The 22,616-nt window shown below is 59.0% G+C and carries 21 protein-coding genes, 1 tRNA gene and 1 pseudogene; 6 read left to right on the forward strand and 17 right to left on the reverse strand.

Annotated elements, in window-relative coordinates; translation table 11 throughout:
- Positions 1-212: 212 nt before the first annotated feature.
- Positions 213-884, reverse strand: coding sequence for a Bax inhibitor-1/YccA family protein (locus tag ACF8FB_RS02820; RefSeq protein ID WP_003251184.1), 672 nt, complete (start codon positions 882-884; stop codon positions 213-215).
- 133 nt (positions 885-1,017) lie between these two features.
- Here ACF8FB_RS02820 and ACF8FB_RS02825 point away from each other — a divergent pair.
- A tRNA-Ser gene (locus tag ACF8FB_RS02825) sits at positions 1,018-1,105 on the forward strand.
- A 386-nt stretch (positions 1,106-1,491) separates the two neighbouring features.
- Here the strand turns inward: ACF8FB_RS02825 and ACF8FB_RS02830 are convergent.
- Entirely contained in the window at positions 1,492-2,178 is a 687-nt protein-coding gene (locus tag ACF8FB_RS02830) for a hydrolase (RefSeq protein ID WP_392510993.1), read from the reverse strand.
- A 207-nt stretch (positions 2,179-2,385) separates the two neighbouring features.
- Between ACF8FB_RS02830 and ACF8FB_RS02835 the strand changes: the two genes are divergently transcribed.
- Complete coding sequence (locus tag ACF8FB_RS02835) at positions 2,386-2,847, forward strand: RidA family protein (protein WP_010954790.1); 462 nt, start codon at positions 2,386-2,388, stop codon at positions 2,845-2,847.
- 19 nt (positions 2,848-2,866) lie between these two features.
- Here ACF8FB_RS02835 and ACF8FB_RS02840 read toward each other — a convergent pair whose 3' ends face one another.
- The 6 genes from ACF8FB_RS02840 to ACF8FB_RS02865 all read right to left on the reverse strand — a co-directional run bounded on the left by ACF8FB_RS02840 (position 2,867) and on the right by ACF8FB_RS02865 (position 7,709).
- Positions 2,867-3,853, reverse strand: a complete 987-nt coding sequence (locus ACF8FB_RS02840; RefSeq protein WP_010954789.1) for a LysR family transcriptional regulator — start codon at positions 3,851-3,853, stop codon at positions 2,867-2,869.
- 154 nt (positions 3,854-4,007) lie between these two features.
- A complete protein-coding gene (locus ACF8FB_RS02845) occupies positions 4,008-4,415 on the reverse strand; it encodes a hemerythrin domain-containing protein (RefSeq protein ID WP_332042918.1) in 408 nt (135 codons plus the stop codon).
- Positions 4,391-5,716: an SDR family oxidoreductase gene (locus tag ACF8FB_RS02850; RefSeq protein WP_392510994.1), complete on the reverse strand. Its 1,326-nt coding sequence runs from the start codon at positions 5,714-5,716 to the stop codon at positions 4,391-4,393. The genes ACF8FB_RS02845 and ACF8FB_RS02850 overlap by 25 nt, the downstream gene beginning before the upstream one ends.
- A 32-nt stretch (positions 5,717-5,748) precedes the next feature.
- Positions 5,749-5,982, reverse strand: a complete 234-nt coding sequence (locus ACF8FB_RS02855) for a PLD nuclease N-terminal domain-containing protein (protein WP_010954786.1) — start codon at positions 5,980-5,982, stop codon at positions 5,749-5,751.
- A 13-nt stretch (positions 5,983-5,995) separates the two neighbouring features.
- Positions 5,996-7,198, reverse strand: coding sequence for a zinc-dependent alcohol dehydrogenase (locus ACF8FB_RS02860; protein ID WP_060489923.1), 1,203 nt, complete (start codon positions 7,196-7,198; stop codon positions 5,996-5,998).
- 148 nt (positions 7,199-7,346) lie between these two features.
- The gene (locus ACF8FB_RS02865; protein WP_010954784.1) at positions 7,347-7,709 is read right to left on the reverse strand and encodes a response regulator; all 363 of its coding nucleotides are present in this window, start codon (positions 7,707-7,709) and stop codon (positions 7,347-7,349) included.
- Between the two features lie 147 nt (positions 7,710-7,856).
- On the opposite strand from ACF8FB_RS02865, the gene ACF8FB_RS02870 reads away from it, so the two are divergent.
- Positions 7,857-8,975: a sensor histidine kinase gene (locus tag ACF8FB_RS02870; RefSeq protein WP_392510201.1), complete on the forward strand. Its 1,119-nt coding sequence runs from the start codon at positions 7,857-7,859 to the stop codon at positions 8,973-8,975.
- Between the two features lie 5 nt (positions 8,976-8,980).
- On the opposite strand, the gene ACF8FB_RS02875 is transcribed toward ACF8FB_RS02870, so the two are convergent.
- The 4 genes and pseudogenes from ACF8FB_RS02875 to ACF8FB_RS02890 all read right to left on the reverse strand — a co-directional run.
- Positions 8,981-9,382: an NUDIX domain-containing protein gene (locus ACF8FB_RS02875; RefSeq protein WP_392510202.1), complete on the reverse strand. Its 402-nt coding sequence runs from the start codon at positions 9,380-9,382 to the stop codon at positions 8,981-8,983.
- A 288-nt stretch (positions 9,383-9,670) separates the two neighbouring features.
- On the reverse strand, positions 9,671-9,997 hold the full coding sequence (locus ACF8FB_RS02880) for a general stress protein (protein WP_010954779.1): 327 nt from the start codon (positions 9,995-9,997) through the stop codon (positions 9,671-9,673).
- A gap of 311 nt (positions 9,998-10,308) precedes the next feature.
- Positions 10,309-11,103 carry an OBAP family protein gene (locus ACF8FB_RS02885; protein WP_392510995.1) on the reverse strand — a complete coding sequence of 265 codons (795 nt, stop codon included), beginning with the start codon at positions 11,101-11,103 and terminating at the stop codon, positions 10,309-10,311.
- A 428-nt stretch (positions 11,104-11,531) separates the two neighbouring features.
- A pseudogene (locus ACF8FB_RS02890) lies at positions 11,532-11,642 on the reverse strand (transposase domain-containing protein); the annotation flags it as partial.
- A gap of 270 nt (positions 11,643-11,912) precedes the next feature.
- Here ACF8FB_RS02890 and ACF8FB_RS02895 point away from each other — a divergent pair.
- On the forward strand, positions 11,913-13,121 hold the full coding sequence (locus ACF8FB_RS02895) for an MFS transporter (protein WP_010954777.1): 1,209 nt from the start codon (positions 11,913-11,915) through the stop codon (positions 13,119-13,121).
- Positions 13,122-13,277: 156 nt separating this feature from the next.
- Positions 13,278-13,883, forward strand: coding sequence for a TetR/AcrR family transcriptional regulator (locus tag ACF8FB_RS02900; protein WP_010954776.1), 606 nt, complete (start codon positions 13,278-13,280; stop codon positions 13,881-13,883).
- A gap of 101 nt (positions 13,884-13,984) precedes the next feature.
- Here the strand turns inward: ACF8FB_RS02900 and ACF8FB_RS02905 are convergent, their stop codons facing one another.
- Complete coding sequence (locus tag ACF8FB_RS02905; protein WP_110771825.1) at positions 13,985-15,256, reverse strand: chloride channel protein; 1,272 nt, start codon at positions 15,254-15,256, stop codon at positions 13,985-13,987.
- A 226-nt stretch (positions 15,257-15,482) separates the two neighbouring features.
- Complete coding sequence (gene nhaA / locus ACF8FB_RS02910; protein ID WP_392510996.1) at positions 15,483-16,844, reverse strand: Na+/H+ antiporter NhaA; 1,362 nt, start codon at positions 16,842-16,844, stop codon at positions 15,483-15,485.
- Between the two features lie 303 nt (positions 16,845-17,147).
- Here nhaA and ACF8FB_RS02915 point away from each other — a divergent pair, with 303 nt between their 5' ends.
- Positions 17,148-19,121, forward strand: a complete 1,974-nt coding sequence (locus ACF8FB_RS02915; RefSeq protein ID WP_010954773.1) for a choline BCCT transporter BetT — start codon at positions 17,148-17,150, stop codon at positions 19,119-19,121.
- Positions 19,122-19,148: 27 nt separating this feature from the next.
- Here ACF8FB_RS02915 and ACF8FB_RS02920 read toward each other — a convergent pair whose 3' ends face one another.
- From ACF8FB_RS02920 to ACF8FB_RS02930, 3 genes are read right to left on the reverse strand one after another with little or no spacing between them, the layout of a single operon-like run.
- The gene (locus tag ACF8FB_RS02920; protein WP_010954772.1) at positions 19,149-19,565 is read right to left on the reverse strand and encodes a DUF1850 domain-containing protein; all 417 of its coding nucleotides are present in this window, start codon (positions 19,563-19,565) and stop codon (positions 19,149-19,151) included.
- Positions 19,562-21,589, reverse strand: a complete 2,028-nt coding sequence (locus ACF8FB_RS02925; RefSeq protein WP_010954771.1) for a TRAP transporter permease — start codon at positions 21,587-21,589, stop codon at positions 19,562-19,564. The genes ACF8FB_RS02920 and ACF8FB_RS02925 overlap by 4 nt, the downstream gene beginning before the upstream one ends.
- 27 nt (positions 21,590-21,616) lie before the next feature.
- Positions 21,617-22,567, reverse strand: a complete 951-nt coding sequence (locus ACF8FB_RS02930; RefSeq protein WP_392510827.1) for a TAXI family TRAP transporter solute-binding subunit — start codon at positions 22,565-22,567, stop codon at positions 21,617-21,619.
- Positions 22,568-22,616: the final 49 nt, after the last annotated feature.

Genomic DNA, 22,616 nt, shown 5'->3' on the forward strand with positions numbered 1-22,616 from the left:
ATTGTGGGGAACAAACAGGGCGGTCGCGCGCAGGCACAGGCGATACTGGCCCGAAACAAATGTAGGAGCGAGCTTGCTCGCGATGCGCCGCGCGGGCGGCGCTCGATCTATCAGGCGCTGAACCTCTTGCGACGAACATCCCGTAACTCAACCCATTTCCAACGCCCACAAAAAAGCCCGCCGAAGCGGGCTTCTTGCGGTACAGCAATCAATCAGTCGTCACGACCCATGATGCCAAACAACTGCAGCAGGCTGACAAACAGGTTGTAGATCGACACATACAGGCTGATGGTTGCCATGATGTAGTTACGTTCGCCACCATGAATGATCGCGCTGGTCTGGAACAGGATGCAGACCGACGAGAACAGCACGAAGCCAGCGCTGATAGCCAGTTGCAGGCCGCTGATCTGGAAGAAGAAGCTGGCAACGACAGCACCCAGCAGAACGAAGAAGCCCGCAGTGATGAAGCCACTCAGGAAGCTCATGTCCTTGCGGGTGATCAGCACGTAGGCCGACAGACCACCAAACACCAGCGCAGTCATGGCAAACGCGGAGCTCACTACCTCGGCGCCACCGGCCATGCCCAGGTAACGGTTGAGGATCGGGCCGAGGATGAAGCCCATGAAACCGGTGAGCGCGAAGGTGGACACCAGGCCCCAGGCCGAATCACGCAGTTTGTTGGTAAGGAAGAACAGCCCGTAGAAGCCGATTAGCACCACGAACACGTTCGGGTAGCCGACGCGCATCTGCTGGGCAACGAAAGCCATGACACCGCTGAAGGCGAGGGTAAGCGCCAGCAGGCTGTACGTGTTGCGCAGGACCTTGCTGATCTCCTGCTGCTCGACCTGCTGGCCGTGGTGGACGGCGTAATCCTGTTCGCGCATGGCGACACTCCTTGGTAAACCTGTGGTTTCGGACGTTCAGATGCTAGGAGTCTATCAGAGCTCCTGCAACCCGCGACACAGAGAGTTTGACAGCGTGTTTCATTAAGGTATTATGGCGGCCGCAAAACGAGCTGGAAGCGTGGCCGAGTGGTTTAAGGCAACGGTCTTGAAAACCGTCGATGGGCAACTATCCTAGAGTTCGAATCTCTACGCTTCCGCCATATTCAAAGCCCTGATTATTCAGGGCTTTTTGCGTTTTTGGGGCTCCGATTTTCTACCCTTGTCATACGGATCACGCCCGCATTTCTCTGTTCATTTCCGCATGCTGTGACCGATATGCCTCCAACATCATCTGCTTGGCCGTTGCGACCTGCCAGGGTTTGAGCCGCCCAGTCGACTGAATCGCAACGGTGGCTATAACGATGCCGTTAGCACTGTTCATGGGGCCAATTCATCCTGAAAAATCTGAAGAGGGTAGATCCGGGCAGCACGGGTCGCTGAAGCCTCTCCCGAGGCCTCAGAACACTCCGTCTCGATTCTCTACCCCGGATCAGCTCGATCCAGCCCCGCTTGTTGATCAGGAACCAACTTTGCGGCTGATCAGGCATCAGATCGATGCGGGCACGGGTGCCAAGGTGGGGCCGTGCTGAACGCGCTCTGGCGCTTTGTGCACCATGGTATAGGCGTAGTCGACGCCCATGCCGTAGGCGCCCGAATGCTCTTTGACCAGCGCCATGACAGCATCGTAGGTGTCGCGGTTTTTCCAGTCGCGCTGCCACTCCAGTAGCACCTGCTGCCAGGTAACTGGCACCACGCCCGCCTGGATCATGCGCTGCATGGCGTAGTCGTGAGCCTCCTTGGTCGTGCCCCCGGAAGCGTCGGCAACCATATAGATCTCATAGCCTGCATCGTGCACGGCGGACAGCGCGAAGGTGGTGTTGCAGACCTCTGTCCACAAGCCCGAAACGATGATCTTGTTCCGACCATTCTTCTTCAGCGCGTCTCGAACCTTCTGGTCGTCCCAGGAGTTCATGGAGGTGCGCTCAAGCAATGGCGCATCAGGGAAGACCGCGAGCAGCTCGGGGTAGGTATGCCCGGAGAAACTCTCGGTTTCGACCGTGGTGAAGACGGTCGGCACATTGAAGATCCTGGCTGCTTTGGCCAAACCTACCGTGTTGTTCTTCAGCGTCTGCCGGTCAATGCTCTGCACGCCAAAAGCCATTTGCGGTTGCTGATCGATGAAGATCAGTTGGCTGTTGAGCGGGGTCAGGACTTCAGTGTGTGGATTGCTCATTGTTCTTCCCTTTTGCTGAACGGTGGCGAGAGTTTTTCGGCGGGTCGTCGCCGAGTGCCAGCCCAAGATAGCGAAACACTCAGCGAATCGGTGGCGCAATTTTGCGCTCTTGGAGGCGCGTTAATGCGCCATTGGTAGCGTCCAATCCGGTGCTAGGATTTCGGCCAGTCGGATCACGTCGATCCATTTTTCGCCAAGGAGAATCCAATGGCCGCTTCACGACCTTTCAACGACGACACTGCTTACTGGGGCGTTTCATGGGAAGAGGGCTACGGCTATCCGCAAGCGCGGCGAGTTGGCAACGAGATCTTCATCTCGGGGCAGTTCAACCATGACGAAGAGGGCAACCTGGTAGCGCCGGCGCCACTGAATGCTGACGGTCGTCCGAGCGATTTCTCGTCAATGGGCGAACAGATGCGGGTTTCCTACGACAACATTGCCAAGTTGTTGGCCTTGTATGGCGCCACGATGCAGGATGTCGTTGAGGAGACGCTGTATGTGTTGGACATGGACGCAGCCTTCGCCGTAGTCGGTAAGGTGCGCAAAGCGGCCTATGGCACCGAGCGCCCGCAGGCGGCCAGTAATATCATCGGTGTATCGCGGCTCGCACAGCGTCCCCAGCTGATCGAGATCGTGTGTCGTGCTGTGATCGGCACCCAAGCCAAATGAACGGCGCCTCCGATTTCAACTAGGAAGCAGGGATGGCCTGCTGACCTTCGACCAAAGGTTTGAGGTCGGCCACGGCAGCCGCGCAGAACGTCATGAATGCTTTTACCCGCCAGGACTTTCTGATGTCCTGGTGGGTGAGCAGCCACAACTCATCCTGAAGCTCCTGCACCACTGGGCCGGCTCGAACCAATCCGGGGGTAATGTCGCCCAGCATGCAGGGGAGGAAACCAAAACCCAGGCCCGCCGCAATAGCGGCACTTGCTGCCGCCACGGAATCAGTGCGGTAAGAAATAAGCTCCGAGGGCACCCGACATTCGACGTAGCTTGTTGCCTTCAAACCGCACAAGCCTCCCGAGTAGGATACCCATGCCTGACCCTCAGCGAAGGGATCGGTAATCGCCGCCTGCTTGACGCTGCCATATGCCGCCCACGCGATGTTGGCGAGCTTGCGGCCCACGAGGGTGTCCGTTGGTTTTTTGGTCGCGCGTACCGCAATATCCGACTCGTCCCTTGCCAAACTCAACGTCTGGTTGCCGACCAACACCTCGATGGTAATCCCCTCATTGAGGGCTTTGAAGTCCGCGATGATCGGCGTGAGAAAGTACAACAGCAGCGAGTCGCTGGTAGTGATTCGCAGCTTTCCCAAGGGGCCCTGGCCGGCGCGGGACACCCTGCGGGTGACACTGACGATGTCCAGCTCAACGCGCTCGGCCAGCGCACGCAGCTCGACGCCTTCGGCAGTCAGCAGATACCCCGCCTTGCGATGATCGAAAAGCGCGACCCCAAGCGTCTTCTCAACTTGCGCGACCCGGCGCGAGACGGTGGACACATTGATGCCGAGCTTCTTGGCCGTAGCGGCGCGGTTGCTGCAATCACTCAGCGTTTTGATGATCCGCAAGTCGTCCCAGGATAGTTGGCTGACAGCTTCGCCGACATCCCATTTCGGGCCGTTGGCATTTGCAGGGATCGACTGGGCACTTCCAGGTGACGGCTTCACGACAATCATTCCAGGTGGGGAGGGCTGATAATACGAGAAGGAGCCTGGGCAACCAAGGTGAGGTTGGAAGGCGTGCCTGGTTCATGAGCAGAAGAAGGCTGTTGCTTGTTCGACATCTGAAGCGGATCCCTGCCAGCCGTGGCACTGGCAGGGAATGGCCTTGTCAGGCGGCCCGCTGCTCGCCCTTGAGCATCTTTTTCTGGGCTTCCATGGTTTGCCCAAGCTGTTCCAGCACGTCCTTGCCAAGAAGCTTTTTGGCCGTCGGGAAGAGTTCGCCTTCTTCTTCCTCGATGTGGTGCTCCAGCAGCTCTTTCATGACTTTGACCCGACCGGCAAACTCAACGGAGCCGGTTTCAGTGTGCAGGAGGTCAGGGATGACGAGGGCGTCGACAGCGCGATGCTCTTCCTTGGCCTCGTAGTACTTTTTCGCCTCTTCCTTGCCGCCGGCTTCTTTAATAGCCGGACATCTGACCCTCGCCGCAGCGTAGTAGGCATGGACGTAGTCTTGCGAGAAGCTCCGTCCATACCCCGATAGATGTTGCCTTTCTAGTGTTTCCTGCGTCGGGAACAGGCGATTGTTAACCCTGCGATGATTCCAAGCGCCGCTGCGCCTATTAGCAGGGGCGTTTTAGCTTTAGGTTTCCTCCACCCTCCGTCGATACTCCTTCTGTCACTTGGAGGCTCAAACAGGTTGCCCGATGAGGTTTCGGCTATGGGACTGCGATTTATCCCCCACCGCGTTACCCATCCAGACAACAAAGCTATTCCTGGTACTAGGTAGCTGGCCAAGTGTGCGAGGCGAGCAGCAGTCCCGACCGTTGTGTGAGCTCGAGGTGAAATTGCACAGGCTACCATTGCCTTGGCTACCCGTTCGGGATCGTAGATGGGGCTTGGCGGTGTCAGCGCATGCCCGGTGTAGTTGCCGCCGTCTCGGAAGCCGGGTGTGTCCATGACTGCTGGATAGATGTCGCAAACATGGATTTTTGGAAACTTGGTCAGCTCCCCTCGCAGGGCCTCGGTCAGTCCACGCAAACCGAACTTGCTCGCCGAATAAGCCGCTGCATAGGGCTGGGCCACCCAGCTGCCCAGCGACAGTGTGTTGATCAAAATGCCGCTACCTTGCGCTTTGAAGAAGGGAAGGGCGACGTAGGCGCCTCGCAGGTATCCAATCAGATCGGTCTGGATAACCTGTTCGTGAGCTTCCAGCGGGGTATCCTCAAAGTTCCCAACCGCACCAACTCCGGCGTTGTTGACCCAGATATCGATCCGTCCATGGCCAAACGCTGAGGCCTGGGCGGCCAGCGCTTGAACCTGGTCGCTGTGGGTGACGTCGGTGGTGACCGCTATGGCATCCGTACCACAATCGGTGCATTCATCCAGAACGTCAAATAATGCTTCTTCATCGCGGGCTGCGAGCACCAAGCGTGCGCCTTTGCAGGCAAAGGCGTGCGCGGCGGCGCGGCCTATGCCGCTGGATGCCCCTGTGATTACCACAACTTTGCCACGCAGCGGCCCCCTGACGGGATATCCCCTACGGGGAGCTTCTTGCTCTGTGCCGCTGCTACGGTGTTCGAAGGGTGCGATGATTTCGTCGGCCTCGACCAGAGAGAGCTCAAGGGCGGTGCCATCGACCAGGGTCAACGTCAGCCCTTCGACCGTACCTGCCTCTTTGTTTGGAAACACGGGTTCACCTTCAGCATCCAGGCTGTCGTAGATGAAGCGTGTACCTTCGAGCCATCCCACGGCGGTGAGAAGCTCGGGGCCTAGATAATATTTCCCGTCTTGAAAGAAGCCTGGAAACTGATGCGCTCGCTCCACGTTCTCAACCCTGTAGCGCTCACCTGATTTCATACCTGTCGCTTGATCGACCATTATGCAAACCTCTATAGGTGGGGCCTGGAATATCAGCCTTTGCTGTGCTCGTCGGAAGTGGGCCCAGTGCCTCGCTTGATGCCTCGCGGGCCAGCAACGCCCCATATCCCCAGGCCAACAAGCGGTAGGGCCACGATCAGGAGAGCCCAGGCCGCTTTCACGGCATCGGTCTTGTCGCTCCGGAACACGCTGACGATGGCCCACAGGTCGATGAGCAGAAGAATTGCCGCTACGGCAATCCAGAAGTAACTGGCGAGACCGTTCATGATCATTCCTCCTCTAGAGGTGGTCAGGGCCCAAGGTGCCGGGTGCAGCACCTGGCACGAGGATGACCTTGCGGCAGTTATCCTGCTTTTGATCGAACATTTTGTAGCCCATGGCCGCCTCTTCTAGGGCTAAGCGGTGAGTAACGATCAGTTCCGGTTGCAGGCGCCCTGCTTCGATGTGCTCCAGCAGTTCGGGAAGGTATTTTTGAACATGGGTCTGACCCATCTTGAAGGTCAGGCCTTTGTCGAAGGCATCACCGAACATGAAGCCGTGAATGAACCCTGCATAGACGCCGGGCACGCTGACTACGCCGCCACGTCGCACAGCCGCGATGCTCTGGCGCAGGGCCTTGCCGCTGCTACCCTCCAGTTTCAAGGCCGTCATCACGGTTTCCGTGGTGCTGCCTTTGGCTTCAAACCCGACCGCATCGATGACCGCGTCCACGCCACGCATACCCGGTGTCTGGCGAATGATGCTGTCGGCAGGATCATCATCCTTTTCGAAGTTGATCGGGATGACGCCATAGGCTTCCTGGGCATAGGCCAGCCGGTAGTCGTTGTCATCCACCATGAAGACGGTGTGCGCGCCCAGCATCCGTGCGCAGGCGGCACTCAACAGCCCCACTGGCCCCGCGCCATAGATCGCTACCGATGAGCCTTCGCCAATCTCGGCATTGATGACCGCTTGCCAAGCGGTGGGAAGGATGTCGGATAGGAACAGCACTTTGTCATCCGCGAGGGTCGTCGGGACTTTGAATGGCCCGACATTGCCTTTGGGCACCCTAACGTAATCAGCTTGGCCTCCAGGGATCCCTCCATACAGATGGCTGTATCCGAACAGCGCTGCGCCTGGTGGTATGCCCTTTTTGTTGATGATCGATCCGCGCCCGGTATTGGTGGTTTCACAGGCAGCGAAGAGATCATGCTGGCAGAAAAAGCAACTTCCACAAGCGATGACAAAAGGAATCACCACTCGGTCGCCAACCTGCAGGGTCGTCACGTCCCTGCCAACCTCTTCCACGATGCCCATGAACTCGTGGCCGAAGATGTCGCCTTGCTCTGTTTCCGGGATCTTGCCTCGATAGAGGTGGAGGTCGGATCCGCAGATGGCGGTGGCCGTCACCCTTAAGATGATGTCGTCTGCGTCTTGGAGGATGGGGTCTGGGACAGAATCGACCCGCACATCGTTAGCACCGTGGTAGGAGACTGCTCTCATAGTCTTGCTCCTGCAAAAAAACCGTGGGGTATGCAGGGGAAGTCTTTTGGGGTGGCAAAGTTCAGACCAAACGCTTCAGTGGTGGGGGAAGCAGTTTTGATTGGCGCTAGGTTACGAGTTGGCGCCAGATGGCGACATGTCCCGATCCTCACCGGGTGGGTAGCAGCTCTTGCATGGCGCGGCTGAGCGAGTCCAAGGTGCAGGGCTTTTTAATGAAGCGCGCATTGGCAGGTAGGGAGCTGGGCGAAAAGACGACATGACCTGAGACGATGATCACTGGCAACTCAGGATGCTCCCACCAGATGGCTTTGGCTAATTCGAGACCATCGATGTGCCCGGGCATCTGTATGTCAGTAATGACTAGGGAAAGGTCTGGAATTTTCTCCAAGATGGCCAAGGCATCGTCCGCACTGGCGCAATCAGTGACGGTGTGACCGAGGTGCGTGACGGCCTCGGTCATCAACCACCGAAGAACCTCATCGTCCTCTACTACCAACACCTGGTGTCGCATAGTTAGCCTCCCGCCCTACCTCTACAGACCTGGCATATAACAACGCGTTCCAAAGCGCTGACAGAGTATGACGAAGTGGTTTCTTTGCCCTGATGACTCAATGGGCTAGGCTGAACGCTTGGTACGTGTGGATGGTGGGAAACCGTAATGCGCCTGTACGACTTCATTGAGAGTGATATGGGAAGCATTCTCCAGGCTTGGGAGGATTTCGCACGTTCGGTCAAGACGGACTTACCCACTCAGGATTCAGCCGGCCTCAGGAATCACTCTGAGAAGATTCTGCGCACCGTTGCCGCTGATATGCGTACTGCTCAGACTGCGCATCAGCAGTCTGAGAAGGCGCAAGGCAGAGGCCCTCTAATGAGGAGCGATACGGCGGCTCAGACCCATGCCATTACTCGTTTGATAGCGGGCTTTTCGATGGATCAATTGGTCTCTGAGTACCGAGCGCTGCGCTCGAGTGTTCTATCGCTCTGGCTGGCAAAAGAGACGCTCCGAGACGCAGAGCATGTTCAGGACATGATCCGCTTCAACGAGGCAATAGACCAAGCCATGGTTGAATCCATTGCAGCCTATGGCGCAGCAGTGGAATCAACTCGAAAAATGGTACTGGCTGTGCTTGGCCATGATCTGCGTTCGCCATTGGGTGCGGTACTCATGGCTGGTGATCTAATCCTGCGACAGGATGAGTCAGGTGAGAAGGTAAAACTGCTCGCCGCTCAGGTTTGTAACAGCGCTCGCCGGGCCAACAATATGGTGAACGACCTTCTGGATCTGGCGCGCTGTAATTTGGGAACAGGTATCCCGGTGCACCTGCAGCAGGTGGAGCTGAACCCGATCTGTCGCTCGGTCATCGAGGAACTGCGCGCGGGTTCCCCTTGGGCGAACATTATTTTGAACGAATCCGTACAGATCACCGGTCAGTTTGATCCTGATCGCATGGCTCAGGTCTTCTCCAATTTGATTGGCAATGCCCTGCTCCATGGTGACTCGACGCTACCGATCCAGGTCACTTTCTTCAGCGAAGCCGGAGTTCCGCGCTTCAGCGTGCACAATTCCGGAGAGCCGATTCCCAGCGATGTGATGCCCTATCTGTTCAAGCCAGAGGGCAGATATTCAAGCTACGCGGCAGAAGAAAAGGGCTCAGCCGCTGGGTTAGGGTTGGGGCTATTCATCGCATCGGAAATAGTCGCCAGCCATGGTGGCAGGATAGAGGTCGAGTCTGGCGTTGAAGGGGGGACGACCTTTCAGGTCATTCTGTCCTGATGGCTTCAGTCCGACTGGAAGCGCCTACCGTTGACAGCTAGGAAGCCTTTTCGCCTCAGCAATTCGGTGTTTGTAGGTTTGACCGTAACCTGCTCGAGTTCGGGAGCTGAGAACCAGCGACACTCCACGATCTCGTGTGAGGGGTGCGGCTGTACTGACGTTGGCACGTTCATGCGATAGAGCCAGTGCTCTTCCGATTGGAGCACGCTGTGTCCGAGGAACTGAGCATCCGTCAGTTGCATGCCGGTTTCTTCACAGAGCTCTCGACGGGCTGCTTCTAGCTGGGTCTCTCCAGGATCGATTTTTCCGCCTGGCAGTGACCACTCGGAGGCTTCCTTGCGCACCAGCAAGACTTTGTCGGCTTGCAGGCAAATGACCGTGGAGTGCAGTTCTTTCGATTGGCTCATGACGGTTCCTCCGGTATGAACGGAAGGCCATACCTGCATCTGGAAGTTCACTCCGCTCGGTGAATGGCCTGTCGGGTCGTTGCACCAACCTCTCAGCATGATTCCAGCCGCTTCCACTAATCCGGGCGGTTGTTGCTCTCTAAGCGGCCTGCGCTTTCTGCGCGGGATTTTTTCGGCTATCAATTGGGAAACTGTACTGTTTCCTTAGCCGGTCATTCCGTCATTCCTCGAATGGTGGCTTCGAAGATGTTGGGGAAGCCAGGGTTATCCCTCTCCCTGGCTATTTGCTCAGCGGTTGTCTTCCGCCATTCCGCTGTCTTCGTCCTGAATAGCTTGCGACTCATCGTCCATACCTTTCTCCCGGTCAGTTTTAATACCGGTGGAATGGCCTCCTTGGCCACCCCGTTGGGATGCACCACCGGCACGCTGAGGATCATCTTCCTGACGGTTACTGCCGCTGCCATGCCCAGTTTGCTGATCCTCAGGTCTCCCTCCGGACATTTGACCGCCTTTCTGGCCTGCTTCAGACGCCCGTTGTGGATCATTGGCAAAATTGCCAGGGTTGTTTTGAGCGGTGCCGCCTTGCTGACCAGCTTTCTCTTGATCGTTAGCCATGATCTCGCACCTCGTGTGTTCACACAGAGAGCCTGTGTTTTCTTCGGATGCTGGGAGAGTGCGGGATGCTCCCTTTACTTTCGTGCTAGCTGACCGGGTGCGCGAAAGATCGTAATACGCAACGTATCGTGTGATAAAGACCGTTGCAATGGCATAGCTAGGTGTGGGGATCTGAGCGCGGCTAACTTACTTCCAAGAGGGGCAAACGCTGCCGGATGTCGGCGATAAGCCGTCTGCCCAGGGTGCGGTTTACGACAGCCGTCCCAGGAGAGGCACGCCAGGGGCATAGCTACATGCAACTGTCCCAGGTGCTATTGGCTGGAACGGCTGTTCGCTTTCTCAGATGTCGACGTGGAGGGCCGATGCAGATGAGCACCTGTTGGATCGGTGATCTGAATAACGTTGCCGTGTTGCCAACCATCCGCCTTGGGATCAGCCGCAGGGATTTGAATGTCAGCCCGCTGAGCTTTGGTTTTTGCCGCATCCACCCCCAGACGGCGATTGCGCTGCTCGACCATCGCCGGGTCAGCCTGGCCATCCATTGTGAACCCCATCATCAACTGCGGAACGCCCACAGGAAGAGCTTTATCTTGGTCGGTGTGCCACGTGTGCCATGTCTTCCCGTAGGTATGGGCAAGCCGCTCCATCAGCGCATGCTCAGCAGTCGCGGGTATGCCTGGTGCAACCAACTGACCGGACGAGACTTCATAGCCGTGGCTGTGCCACATCGCCTTCTCGTTGGCCGGCAGACCAGCAAACAGCTTTTCGTCGATGATGTACTCGACACCCATGATCTTCGCTTCCTTGGTATTACCGTCGAAGATGACGCACTGGATGACATCCTCATTCAGGATGGAGCAGTAGTGATGCGCTTCCATCTGCACATCAGGATGTCCGTTGTAAAAGTGGAAGCCATCCAGGTAGGCGTTGATGGCCTCAATGGGCGGCTTGGCCTGCAAGGTCGCGGCGCCGGCTTCCAGCAACTGAGTCTTTGCGGTTTCGGGCCTGCCAGGCGTCTCCACAGGCGACTTCGTCTCAGGAGCAGAGCAAGCCCACAGAAGACTACAGGCCAGGGGAAGGGTTATAAATCTGATGAGTTGTGGCATGAGAGTGGCTCTAGCTAGTGTCCTCAAGGGACAGCCTGGGCCTGCTGAACGGACAACTCAGAAGACAAACGGCCGAATTCTAGGCAAAAGAAAGCCCGCTGCTAGGCGGGCTAATGGGAGCTTCTATCACACGTAGGGATAGGATGAGTGTTGCCTAGGTGTCGTGAAAATTGGGTGAAAGAAAAGTCCCTACAATGTCATCGCAGGGTTCTCCAACGCAGGGCCAGCCCATGCGCGTGATCTGCGACATATGCGACGGTTCACGTCATTGAATCTTGGTGTCAAATGGTAAGCGGAGCGCGCCGGCCCAATGGGCCAGAGGCATGAGGAAAGCCCTGATTATTCAAGGCTTTTTGCGTTTCTTAACCGATCCACGTTCCCTTCCTGCCGCAAGGTCAGGGCTTGGTTTACCGTGGCTTCCCCGACTTTCACTTCCACGGCAATAGCGATTCGTAATCCTCAACCTTCGCGGCATGCGGCAAGTCCTCCAGTACGTGGCGAAGCCATGCATAGGGTTCTTGGCCGTTGGCTTTGGTGGTTCAAGCAAGCTCTCAATTGTGCGCTGACTGCAGTGACGTTCGTGGCGACTGGCCTGCGGGCCTCATCGCTCACACCTTTCAACTCTCGCTTAACGGCGAACGAGTGCTCGGGACACGCAAGGCGCCACGGGGCAGGGCGGCTGAATAAGGACGTTCCCCGTCGAGTATTTACATTCAGTTCGTATGATAATAAGGTTTTAATCATACGAGCTGCATGTATTTTGCCTTGAGCGTGACTGCCCAAGGGCCTTTCGATAAGGAGAGTCGAGCGTGTTCAGTACCTACCGCGAGTTGTTCCAGGCCAAAGGCGCCAAGGGCTTCGCCTTGGCCGGCCTGCTGGCCCGGCTGCCGTTGCCGATGACCGGTATCGGGATCATCACCATGTTGTCTCAGATCACCGGCAGTTACGGCCTGGCCGGTGCGGTGGCGGCCACCTTCGTGCTGACCTATGCACTGATGTCGCCGCAGATCTCGCGCCTGGTCGACCGCCATGGCCAGGGCCGCTTATTGCCGGCCGCCGCCGGGCTCAGCGTGCTGGGCATCCTTCTGCTGTTGGCTTGCAGCTATTGGCGGCTGGCGGACTGGACCCTATTCGTCGGGGCCGCGCTCGCCGGCTTCATGCCCAGCATGTCGGCGATGGTGCGCGCGCGCTGGACCGCGATTTACCGCGGCAAGGCGCAACTGAAGACAGCCTACTCGCTGGAAACCGTTCTTGACGAAGTCACCTTCATTGCTGGCCCGCCGATTTCGGTGGGGCTGAGCGTGGCGGTACTTCCGCAGGCCGGTACATTGGCTGCTGCCGTGTTCCTGGCCATCGGCGTGTTCGCCTTGGCGGTGCAGGTCGGCACCGAGCCGCCAGTAGAGGCCGATGCCGCCACCGGGCAAGACAGCATGTCGGTGTTCAGGCTGGCCGACGTACGCCTGCTGACCTTGCTGATGGTCGCTATGGGCTTGATCGTCGGTACGGTCGACATCGTCAGCGTGGCATTCGCCGAGCAGATGGACATGCCGGCTGCGGCCAGCGTGGTGCTGTCCTGTTATGCCATCGGCTCCTGTGTCGCGGGGCTGGTGTTCGGTGTCCTGAAACTCGATACCCCGCTACACAAGCTGCTACTGCTGGGTGGGTTGGCGACGGCGGCGACAACCTTGCCGCTGCTGGTGGTGGGAAACATCATCGGGCTGGCCATCGCCGTGCTGGTTGCGGGCCTGTTCTTCGCCCCGACCATGATCGTGGCGATGTCGCTGGTAGAGCGCATCGTGCCCGAAAGCAAGCTGACCGAAGGGATGACCTGGTTGCTCGCCGGTCTCAACGTTGGAGTTGCCGGCGGTGCCGCAGCATCTGGGCAGGTGGTCGATGTGTGGGGTGCCCAGGCCGGATTCAACGTGGCCTTGGCCGCCGGGGCCGCAGTGTTGTTGGTCGCGCTTTGGGGCTACCAGCGCATGCGCGACCGAGCCCGACAGGCGTCGTATTCGCTTTGATCGGATTCAGGGCTGGCCGCCAGGCTTGGGGGCTCGGTCACCGCGCGACGATACGACAGGCTTGTCAGTGCGCCTCGCGCCCAAGACAATGCGTGCAAGCGGTATGAATACTCGTATACGCCTACCCCATGCCGCCAGAACACAAGGAATAGCTGGATGGTTCGCCGCACCCGCGCCGCAATGCAAGAAACCCGAGCCCTGTTACTGGCCACCGCCCGCCAGATGTTCAGCGAGCAGGGATTTGCGCACGCCTCGATGGATGATCTGACCGCCCGGGCGGGCTTGACGCGGGGGGCGTTGTACCACCACTTTGGCGACAAGAAGGGCTTGCTGGCAGCCGTCGTTGAGCAGCTCGACGCTGAAATGGACGAGCGCCTGCGTGCTATTACCGAGACCGCCGATAACGCTTTGGACGGCTTCCGCCAACGCTGCCACGCCTACCTGGAGATGGCGCTGGAGCCCGAGATCCAGCGTATCGTATTGCGCGACGCCAGAGCGGTGTTGGGGGGCGGCTCGCCTGAGGCCCAGCGGTATTGCATAGAGTCGCTGCGCCAGTTGATCGACAACCTGGTACTAGAGGGCGTTTTCGTCAACGCGCACGCTCAAGCGCTGGCTGCGTTGATCTACGGCAGCTTGGCTGAAGCGGCTGTGTGGATCGCGGAGGCCGAAGACGGCAATGCACGCTTGGCGCAGGCTGGCAAGGCGTTCGACCTGCTGTTGCTCGGGGTGCTAAAGCGGCCAACAGACTCTACGGACGCGTGAATGCGCGCGACAGTTCCACCTTGTTGGGAGCCCCGTCCCCCTCAAGGCAGTTCCGCTACCTGACTACCCGTTAACGTCTGGCAGGGCAGGCTTGGTGCTGCTCAAGGTTTTTCGGTAGTGCTCGGTTGGCGAGCGGCGGGTTCTGTGGAAGAAGACGCGGCAGCATGAAGCTTGTCGGTAATCTGCTTGGCCAAGGCATGGTAAAGCGAGACCGGAGACACCCATCCAGAGATGGCCGCCGCCATCAGTGTCGCGGCCAACATGGGAATGGCCAGGTCCGGGCTGTGTGTCAGTTCAAGCACGATGACCGAGGCGGTCAGTGGCGAGCGTGTCACACCGGCCAGGTATGCGCCCATGCCAAGTAGTGCGCCTGCCTGAGGGTCAACATCGGGCAGCAAGCTCAACAGCGGCGCAAAGGCGGCGCCGATGCTCAGCGAAGGCGAAAAGAGCCCGCCTGGAATCCCGGAAAGATAGGACGCGACGTTGGCCAGAAACTTCCACAGGAGAAAGCTTGTGTCCGTGATCGGCTGCCCCTCCAGCAACGCACGCGTTTCTTCATACCCGGTGCCGAATACATGATTGCCAGAGACGAGCCCCAAGGTGGCCAGCAGCAACCCACAGGTGGCAGCAAAGCGCACTGGATAGCGTCCGCGTAACTTACAGACCTGGCCGAGTATGCCCTTGTCGGTGGGCAGCACAAGCTTGGCGTAAAAACCACCCAGCAGCCCGCCCAGCACTGCACAGGCAGGAACGACGCTCCAGCCCCAGTCCACCGGCATCCGACCGCTGATCTCGCCAAAGTAGGCGTAATGCCCCATCAGCCCCAGCGTCACGACTCCGCCGATCAGCACCGCAGTGAGCACCAAGCCACTGAAACGTTGCTCGAACGTGCGGCTCAATTCCTCAATGGCAAAGACTACCCCCGCTAACGGTGTATTGAAGGCTGCCGCAATACCCGCAGCGCCTCCGGCTAGCACCAGGCCAGCGATGGTGCGCCGGCCGTGCAGGCCTAAACGTCGGCCAAAGGAATAGAGCACTGCGGCGCCGATGTGGACGGTCGGGCCTTCCCGGCCAACCGAACCGCCGACCAGCAGGGCGCCCAGCGTCAGGCTCATGCGTGCTGCAGCCACAGGGAGCGAGAGTAATCGGGCGCGCAGCCGGCGAGAGGGCATTTCCAGGGCGGCGATGACTTGGGGAATGCCGCTACCCTTGGCATTTTCAAACCATCGTTGCGTCAGATAAGCCAGGGCCGCGAAACCCAGCGGAGTGATGAGAAGAGGTGACCAGGGTGCCCATTCCAGCAAGCGCTTGAACGAAGCGAACGCCGCGTCGGCTAGCCAGGCGAAAGCCAGCGCAACGAGCCCCACCAGCAATGCCCCGATCCAGAACGCCAGTCGCTGACGCCATTCTCGCCAGCGTGAACGGCGGGGGAGTGAAGGTGCAGGTCGGGTAGGGTCGGACATTGTCCACACATGGCTGACTTGGAAAGCCGTGAGTATGGCGTGTTTTCCCGTACAGGCCTACCCGACACAGGTTGTAGCCGCACCGGGAGTGGCGATCCGCTTGCCCAACTGCAAGGGATCGCCAGTCCGGAATTGGCTAGGTGGGCGAACCGGCTTTGGTAGCAGACGCTGCGCTGCGCATGCTCCACACCCCCCAGGTCAACCCCAGCACGGCTGCGATCAACGACGCGGATAGCACACCGAGTTTCGCTGCCCCGAGTGAGCCAGGGTCGACGAACGCGAGGTTGGCGATGAAGATCGACATGGTGAAACCGATACCGGCCAGCAGCCCGACCAGAACAATGCTACGCCAGTTGACCTCGGCGGGAAGCACGCACCAGCCCAGGCGGACCATCAGCCAACTGACGCTGACGATGCCCAAGGGCTTTCCTGCAACCAGGGCGACAGCGACGGCGATCATGACCCACTGGGGGCCTTCTGCGGACAGGTCGACACCCGAAAGGCTGACCCCGGCGTTGGCCAAGGCAAACACCGGCATGATGCCGAAGGCTACCCAGGGGTGCAGGGTGCCTTGCATGCGCACTACCGGCGGCAGCAGTTCACGCTGGGCCAGGCGCAGTCGTTTCAACGGGTCCATGAGGTCGCTGGCACCTTGCTCAGGCGCCTTGGCGCGCCCCAGCAATTCGCCGGTGAAGCGGGTAATGGCGTCCAGTGGGCGCTCACGCATCGGCATTGCGGTGACAGGTGTCATCAGGCCCAGCACAACGCCTGCGAGGGTCGGGTGGGCGCCGGTCAACAAGATGCCCAGCCAGACGATCGCACCGGGAATGACATAGGCGTAGGCTGAACCCACTCCGATCTTCTGAAGCCCGATCACCATTAGCAGGCCGATCACTGCAACGCCGAAGCCGGTGTAATCAAGGCCGCCTGAGTAGAAGAACGCGATGATCAGGACTGCGATGATGTCATCGATGATTGCCAGGGCGAGGAGGAATACACGTACGTTGGACGGGATCGACTTGCCGAGCAGGGCCAATACGCCCACCGCAAAGGCGATATCCGTCGCCGTTGGCACGGCCCAACCTTGTTGGTCTGCTGGCGCGTGACCAAAACTCAGGTAGAGGAGTGCGGGTACCGCTACGCCGCCGACAGCGGCTGCCATGGGAAGCGTGGCTTGACGCAGGCTGGACAGTGCACCTTCGTGGATCTCGCGGCGGATCTCCATGCCCACGACCAGGAAAAAGATGGTCATCAGGCCATCATTGATCCAGAAATGCAGGGACTGCGAATAGACATGCGAGCCCACGCCGAACGTCAACGGGGTATGCCAAAGGGCTTCATAACTGTCGGCAGCCGGGGAATTCGCCCAGATCAGGGCAGCGACTGCGGCAATCAACAGAACGATGCCGCTGACCGCTTCAATGTGCAAAAAGCGTTCAAGGTTGGCGAAGGCGCGCTCGGCCAGTTTCTGGGCGCGAGGTAATTCTTGTTTATGCATAGGCACAGGTGCTCCCGCATGGCGGCCCGACCTGCGCTGTTCTTTAACCTGCCTCACTGCACCGTGCAGCTGGCACCCGTGCGGTAGTCTACCGAATAACCACTCGCAGATGAACAAAAAGCGCCAAACCATTCACTCCAATGAGGCGTCGGTTTGAGATTTTTTCCTGCAGACGTTAGGGTTTGTGGTTGTTTTCGAGCACACGGAGCTTGGCAAACGAGAGTTTATCCAGCTGCTAGCCTTGGTAAATGTCGTCGTGCCCAGGCACGCTGTGCTCATCGCCTTGCAAGGAGAACTGCCGCTATGACTGCAGCCCCCAAACCCAGGAGCACCCTCAATCCACCTGTCTTCTACACCAGTGCGATACTGGTTTTTCTGCTGGTCTTGTACGCCACGGCATTTCAGGAGCACGCCCAAACGCTGTTCGAGCAAGTCCAGCGATGGATCATCACCAATGCCAGCTGGTTCTACATTCTTGTTGTAGCGTTGGTGTTGATCAGCGTGGTGTTTCTGGCCGTCAGCCGCTATGGCGACATCAAGCTAGGCCCTGACCACAGTGAGCCGGATTACCGAAAGAGCAGTTGGTTCGCCATGCTGTTCTCGGCAGGAATGGGGATTGGCCTCATGTTCTTCGGCGTGGCCGAACCGGTCATGCATTTCTCCACGCCGCCCGTGGGCGATCCCGGCACCGTTGCCGCGGCGCGCGAAGCCATGAAAATCACCTTTTTCCACTGGGGCCTGCATGCCTGGGCGATCTATGCCATCGTCGCGCTGATCCTGGCCTACTTCAGCTTCCGCAATGGCCTTCCGTTAACCTTGCGTTCGGCACTCTATCCGCTGATCGGTGAGCGAATCTATGGCCCTATAGGGCATGCCGTGGATGTCTTCGCCATCCTCGGCACGGTGTTTGGTGTGGCCACCTCGCTGGGTTATGGGGTATTGCAGATCAACAGCGGGTTTCATCATGTGTTCGGTTTGCCGGTAAACACCACCGTGCAAGTCATCCTCATCACCGCCACCTGCGCATTGGCGACGCTTTCGGTGGCTAGCGGCCTGGATAAAGGTATTCGCATCCTGTCCGAACTCAACCTGAGCCTGGCGGTGATCCTGATGCTGTTCGTGCTGCTGCTTGGGCCTACGGTGTTCCTGCTGCAGACCTATGTACAGAATACCGGCGCCTACCTTTCGGACATCGTCAATAAAACCTTCAATCTCTACGCTTACGAGCCCACCGACTGGATCGGCGGCTGGACTTTGCTGTACTGGGGCTGGTGGTTGTCCTGGTCGCCCTTCGTGGGTTTGTTCATCGCACGTATTTCGCGAGGGCGGACCATCCGCGAATTCGTCTGCGGCGTACTGTTCGTGCCTGCGGGTTTCACCTTGCTGTGGATGACCGTGTTCGGCGACTCGGCAATCCATATGATCCTCAACGATGGCGTGAAGGATCTGGCTGCTGTGGTCAGTGAAGACAGTTCCCTCGCGTTGTTTGCTTTCCTGGAGCATTTTCCGTTCTCCAGCATCATTTCGCTGGTCGCGGTGCTGATGGTGGTCGTGTTCTTTGTGACCTCGGCGGACTCTGGTGCGCTGGTCGTGGATATGCTCGCCTCTTCCGGACAAGGTCATTCACCCCTGTGGCAACGGATCTTCTGGTCAGTCTGCATAGGCGCAGTCGCGATCGCGTTGCTGCTGGCGAACGGCCTCAAGGCGCTGCAGACCGCGACCATTGCGAGCGCTTTGCCGTTCGCGGTCATCCTGCTGGTTGCGATTTGGGGCTTGTTCAAGGCGCTGAGTCTTGATGCGACTCGCCGCGGGTTGCGCAATCAAGCCTTGCCGGGCCCACGCCATACCCGCCACCCACACGGCGGCTGGCAGCGGAGGCTGCGCAATATTGCATTGATGCCTCGCCGGGTTCATGTCACGCGCTTTATCGCCGAGGTGGTGAGGCCGGCCTGTGAAGAGGTCGCCCAGGAGCTGCGCAAGCAAGGCTACGAGGTGAGCGTGAATGAGCGTGATGATGGGCGGGTATCTCTGGAGCTCTCCCATGCCGGTGAAGGACGTTTCCTCTACGAGGTGCGGCCACGGGCCTTCAATACGCCAAGCTTCGTCATGCGGGACACCGAAGACGGTGCCGATTCCCGCAAGTATTTCCGCGCGGAAGTGCATCTGCGAGAAGGGGGCCAGGACTACGACATCATGGGGTGGAGCCGTGACGATGTGATTGGCGACATCCTGGATCAGTACGAACGCCACCTGCATTACTTGCACGTGGTGGGCTGAAGTAGATTCGGTCCTGCCCTGTCGCCGTCAGGGCAGGGCGGTTCGCCTGCTGTCCAAAGGCGGATTTTCACAGGCCCAGAAGTCTACTGCAGCAATGCGTTCGCTCGGCGGTCCTAACCAATAGGACAGTGGCTGGCACCCGTCTGTCGTGCAGACCTGGTAGTCACCAGCCTCGGGCGTTCGCCCGGCGTGCAAGGGCTGCAGCGGTGGTAGATGACGACGATAGTGCCAAGTGCCGTCACGCAGTTGAGCGTCGTCCGGAATCTCCATGCCGGCCCCGCTGCCTTTGACCCGTGCCTCTACCAGTACCAGGCCCACCGGGGTCACCTGATAATCCTCTTCCCAGCGGACCTTTTCGATACTGTGCTGCCACGCAAGGGTAAAACCGTTCAGTGGCAGGCTGACCCAGACCACACCGGCCAACCCAACGCAAAGGCTGATCATGCGAGGTGGCCAGAGGCCGGTCGGGTTCGCCAGTAGTGCCAACCCAGCACTGCCGCACCCAAAGCAAAACCGACCTCATCGCTGATGGGCGCGGCAAGTATCAAGGACACACCAGCCGCGAACGCCAACAGGCGCTCCCACCAGGGCATGGGGGCACGCAAATGCCCGATCGACGCACATCCCCAGAGGGCTACCGCGAACGCCGCCTTGATCACCATGTACAACGTGGAGCCCATGCTGTCACCTTGCATCATCAACGCCGGGTCATAGACCGCCATGAAGGGCACAACGAAACCGGCCAAGGCAATGCGCACCGCCCAGAAGCTGATCAACAGGCCTTTTTCCTTGGCAATCGGGGCCGCTGCAAAGCATGCCAATGCCACTGGCGGCGTCAGGTCGGCCAGGATGCCGAAATAGAACACGAACATGTGCGAGACGATCAGCGGGACCCCGAGCTCCAACAGGGCGGGGGCGGCAATGGAGCTGGTGATGATGTAGTTGGGGATGGTCGGGATGCCCATACCCAATACCAGGCAAGTGAGCATGGTCAACACCAGCGAGAGGAACAGGTTGTCCCGTCCCAGGTCAAGGATGTATCCGGCAAAGGTGGTGGCCAGGCCGGTCAGCGAGATGACGCCGATAATGACGCCGACCAGCGCACAGGCAATGCCCACCGGCACCGCATGACGGGCACCCTCCGCGAGGGCCATGACGCATGCGTGCAGGGTGGCACGGCCGCCCTGGACAAAGCAGCACGCAATGGCCAGGCCGGCAATGACCATCAGGATCACCCCGATCCCCATGCGGAAAAAACCTGAACACAGTATCCCGAGTGCAACCCAGAAAGCCGCGCGCAGCCAGGTTTTTTGAGCGCGCAGGATGATCGCCGAGCCTAGGATGACGATGGCGGTCAGGGCCAGGCCGACCATTCCCGAGTACAAAGGTGTTCGCCCGGAAAACAACAGGGCGACCAGAACCATCAGCGGTACCAGCAGGAACCAACGTTGTCGCAACGCATCCCAGGCACTCGGGCACTGTTCGCGAGGCAAGCCGTGCAGATGGCTGCGCCGAGCCTCCAGGTGGACCATCCAGTAGACCGAGCCGAAGTACAGCAATGCTGGGATGAGCGCGGCTTTCGCCACCTCGGCGTAGGGCACGTTGATCGTCTCGGCCATGATGAACGCCACGGCGCCCATCACCGGCGGCATCAGCTGGCTGCCCATGCTGGAGGTCGCCTCGACGCCACCGGCAAATGCAGGCTTGTAGCCAAAACGCTTCATCAGCGGAATGGTGAACTGTCCGGTGGTGACGACATTGGCCACCCCCGAGCCGGTAATGGTACCCATCAGTGCCGAGGAGAACACCGACACTTTGGCCGGCCCTCCGCTGCGATGGCCGAACAGCCCCATGGCGAAATCGGTGAACAGACGAATCATGCCCGCCTGCTCGAGAAATGCGCCGAACAGGATGAACAGGTAAATGTAGGTGGCTGAGACATAGGTCGGTGTGCCATACAGCCCTTCGGTGCCGAAGGCCAACTGATTGACGATCTGATCGAGGCCGTAGCCTCGATGCGCGAGTTCGCCTGGCAAGTGTTGGCCAAGCAACCCATAGGCCAGAAACAGGGCGCAAATGATGGGCAACGCTATGCCCATGACGCGTCGCGCGGCTTCAAAGACCAAACCAATAAGCAACAGCCCCACGATCAGGTCACTGGTGGTCAGCTCACCGGAGCGTTGAATCAGATCCCCTTCGAAGTACCACTGGTATGCAGCCGTCGCCATTCCCGCAAGGCCCAGCAGCCAGGCAAGGGGTTGCCACGGCCGACGGTGGCCAACGAATGAATAGCTCAGGTACACCACCAGCAACAGGAACCCCACGTGTATTGCACGCAGTACTTGGGTGGAAATCAGGGGGAAGGCCGCCGTGGCGATCTGGAAAACCGAAAAGACCAATGCCACGGCAAAAAGCGCGGCAGGCCAGCGATCGGTGCTGGCGTGAAGACCTTGCGCGGTATCACTCATACGCTGCTCCATGGCTCAGGAATGTCATCAGGGGAGCAGGTTTTTCTCCTTGAAGTACCTCTCTGCTCCTGGATGCAGCGGAATGGGCAGGTTCTTGGCGGCATTTTCTGCCTGGATATCTTTCGCTGCAGCGTGGGCCGTGACCAGGCGTGGAAGGTTCTCGAATATCAGCTTGGTCATCTGATAGGCCAGGTCATCGCCGATGTCGGCGCGGGTGACGAGGATGTTGTTGATGGCCGCCGTTGATACGTCCGCACTCTGACCATCATAGGTGTTGGCAGGAATGGTGGCGGGTTGGTAGGCGTTGTTGCCAATGCGGGTCACGACCTCGGCAGGGATAGGCACGAACACTACCGGCAAGGTCGCGGCCAGGTCTCGGATAGCCGCTTGACCGAGCCCTGAGGATTGCAGCGTGGCGTCAAGCTGACGGTTCTTGATCAGTTCGACGGACTCCGCATAGGGCAGGTATTCAACTTTTCCCATGTCCTGGTAGGTAAGCCCCGCAGCTTTGAAGATGGCGCGGGCGTTCAGTTCTGTCCCGGACTTGGGGGCTCCAACCGAGATACGCTTACCTTTGAGGTCTGACAGGGATGTGATCCCAGACTCCTTGCTGGCGACGATCTGGATGTAGTTGGGGTAGGTACCTGCGATGGCACGGAGTTTCTTCAAGGGCGTTTTGAATCCAGCCTCTGCATCGCCCTTCCAGGCATCTGCCACCGAATCCCCCAGTGCGAATGCCAACTCCCCTCGACCGGCTTGCAACAGGTTGAGGTTCTCTACCGAGGCCTTGGTGGCTTGCACCGTGGTCTTGCTGCCCTCTATGCCGTGGCTGTAGATCTGTGAAATGCCTACGCCTACCGGGTAATAGACACCACTGGTACCGCCTGTGAGGATGTTGATGAAGGTCGGTGCGGCCTGGGCAGCCGCGCTGACAGCAAACAAGGTGCTGGCCAATGCCAGGCGAAGGGCTGGGTTCATGGCGTCGTTCTCCGCTTGTTGTTGTTATTCCTGCGCCAGTAAACCTAGA

Origin of the sequence: Pseudomonas sp. yb_2 (genome assembly GCF_043103905.1) — a bacterium.
In the GTDB taxonomy this organism is placed as follows: domain Bacteria; phylum Pseudomonadota; class Gammaproteobacteria; order Pseudomonadales; family Pseudomonadaceae; genus Aquipseudomonas; species Aquipseudomonas alloputida.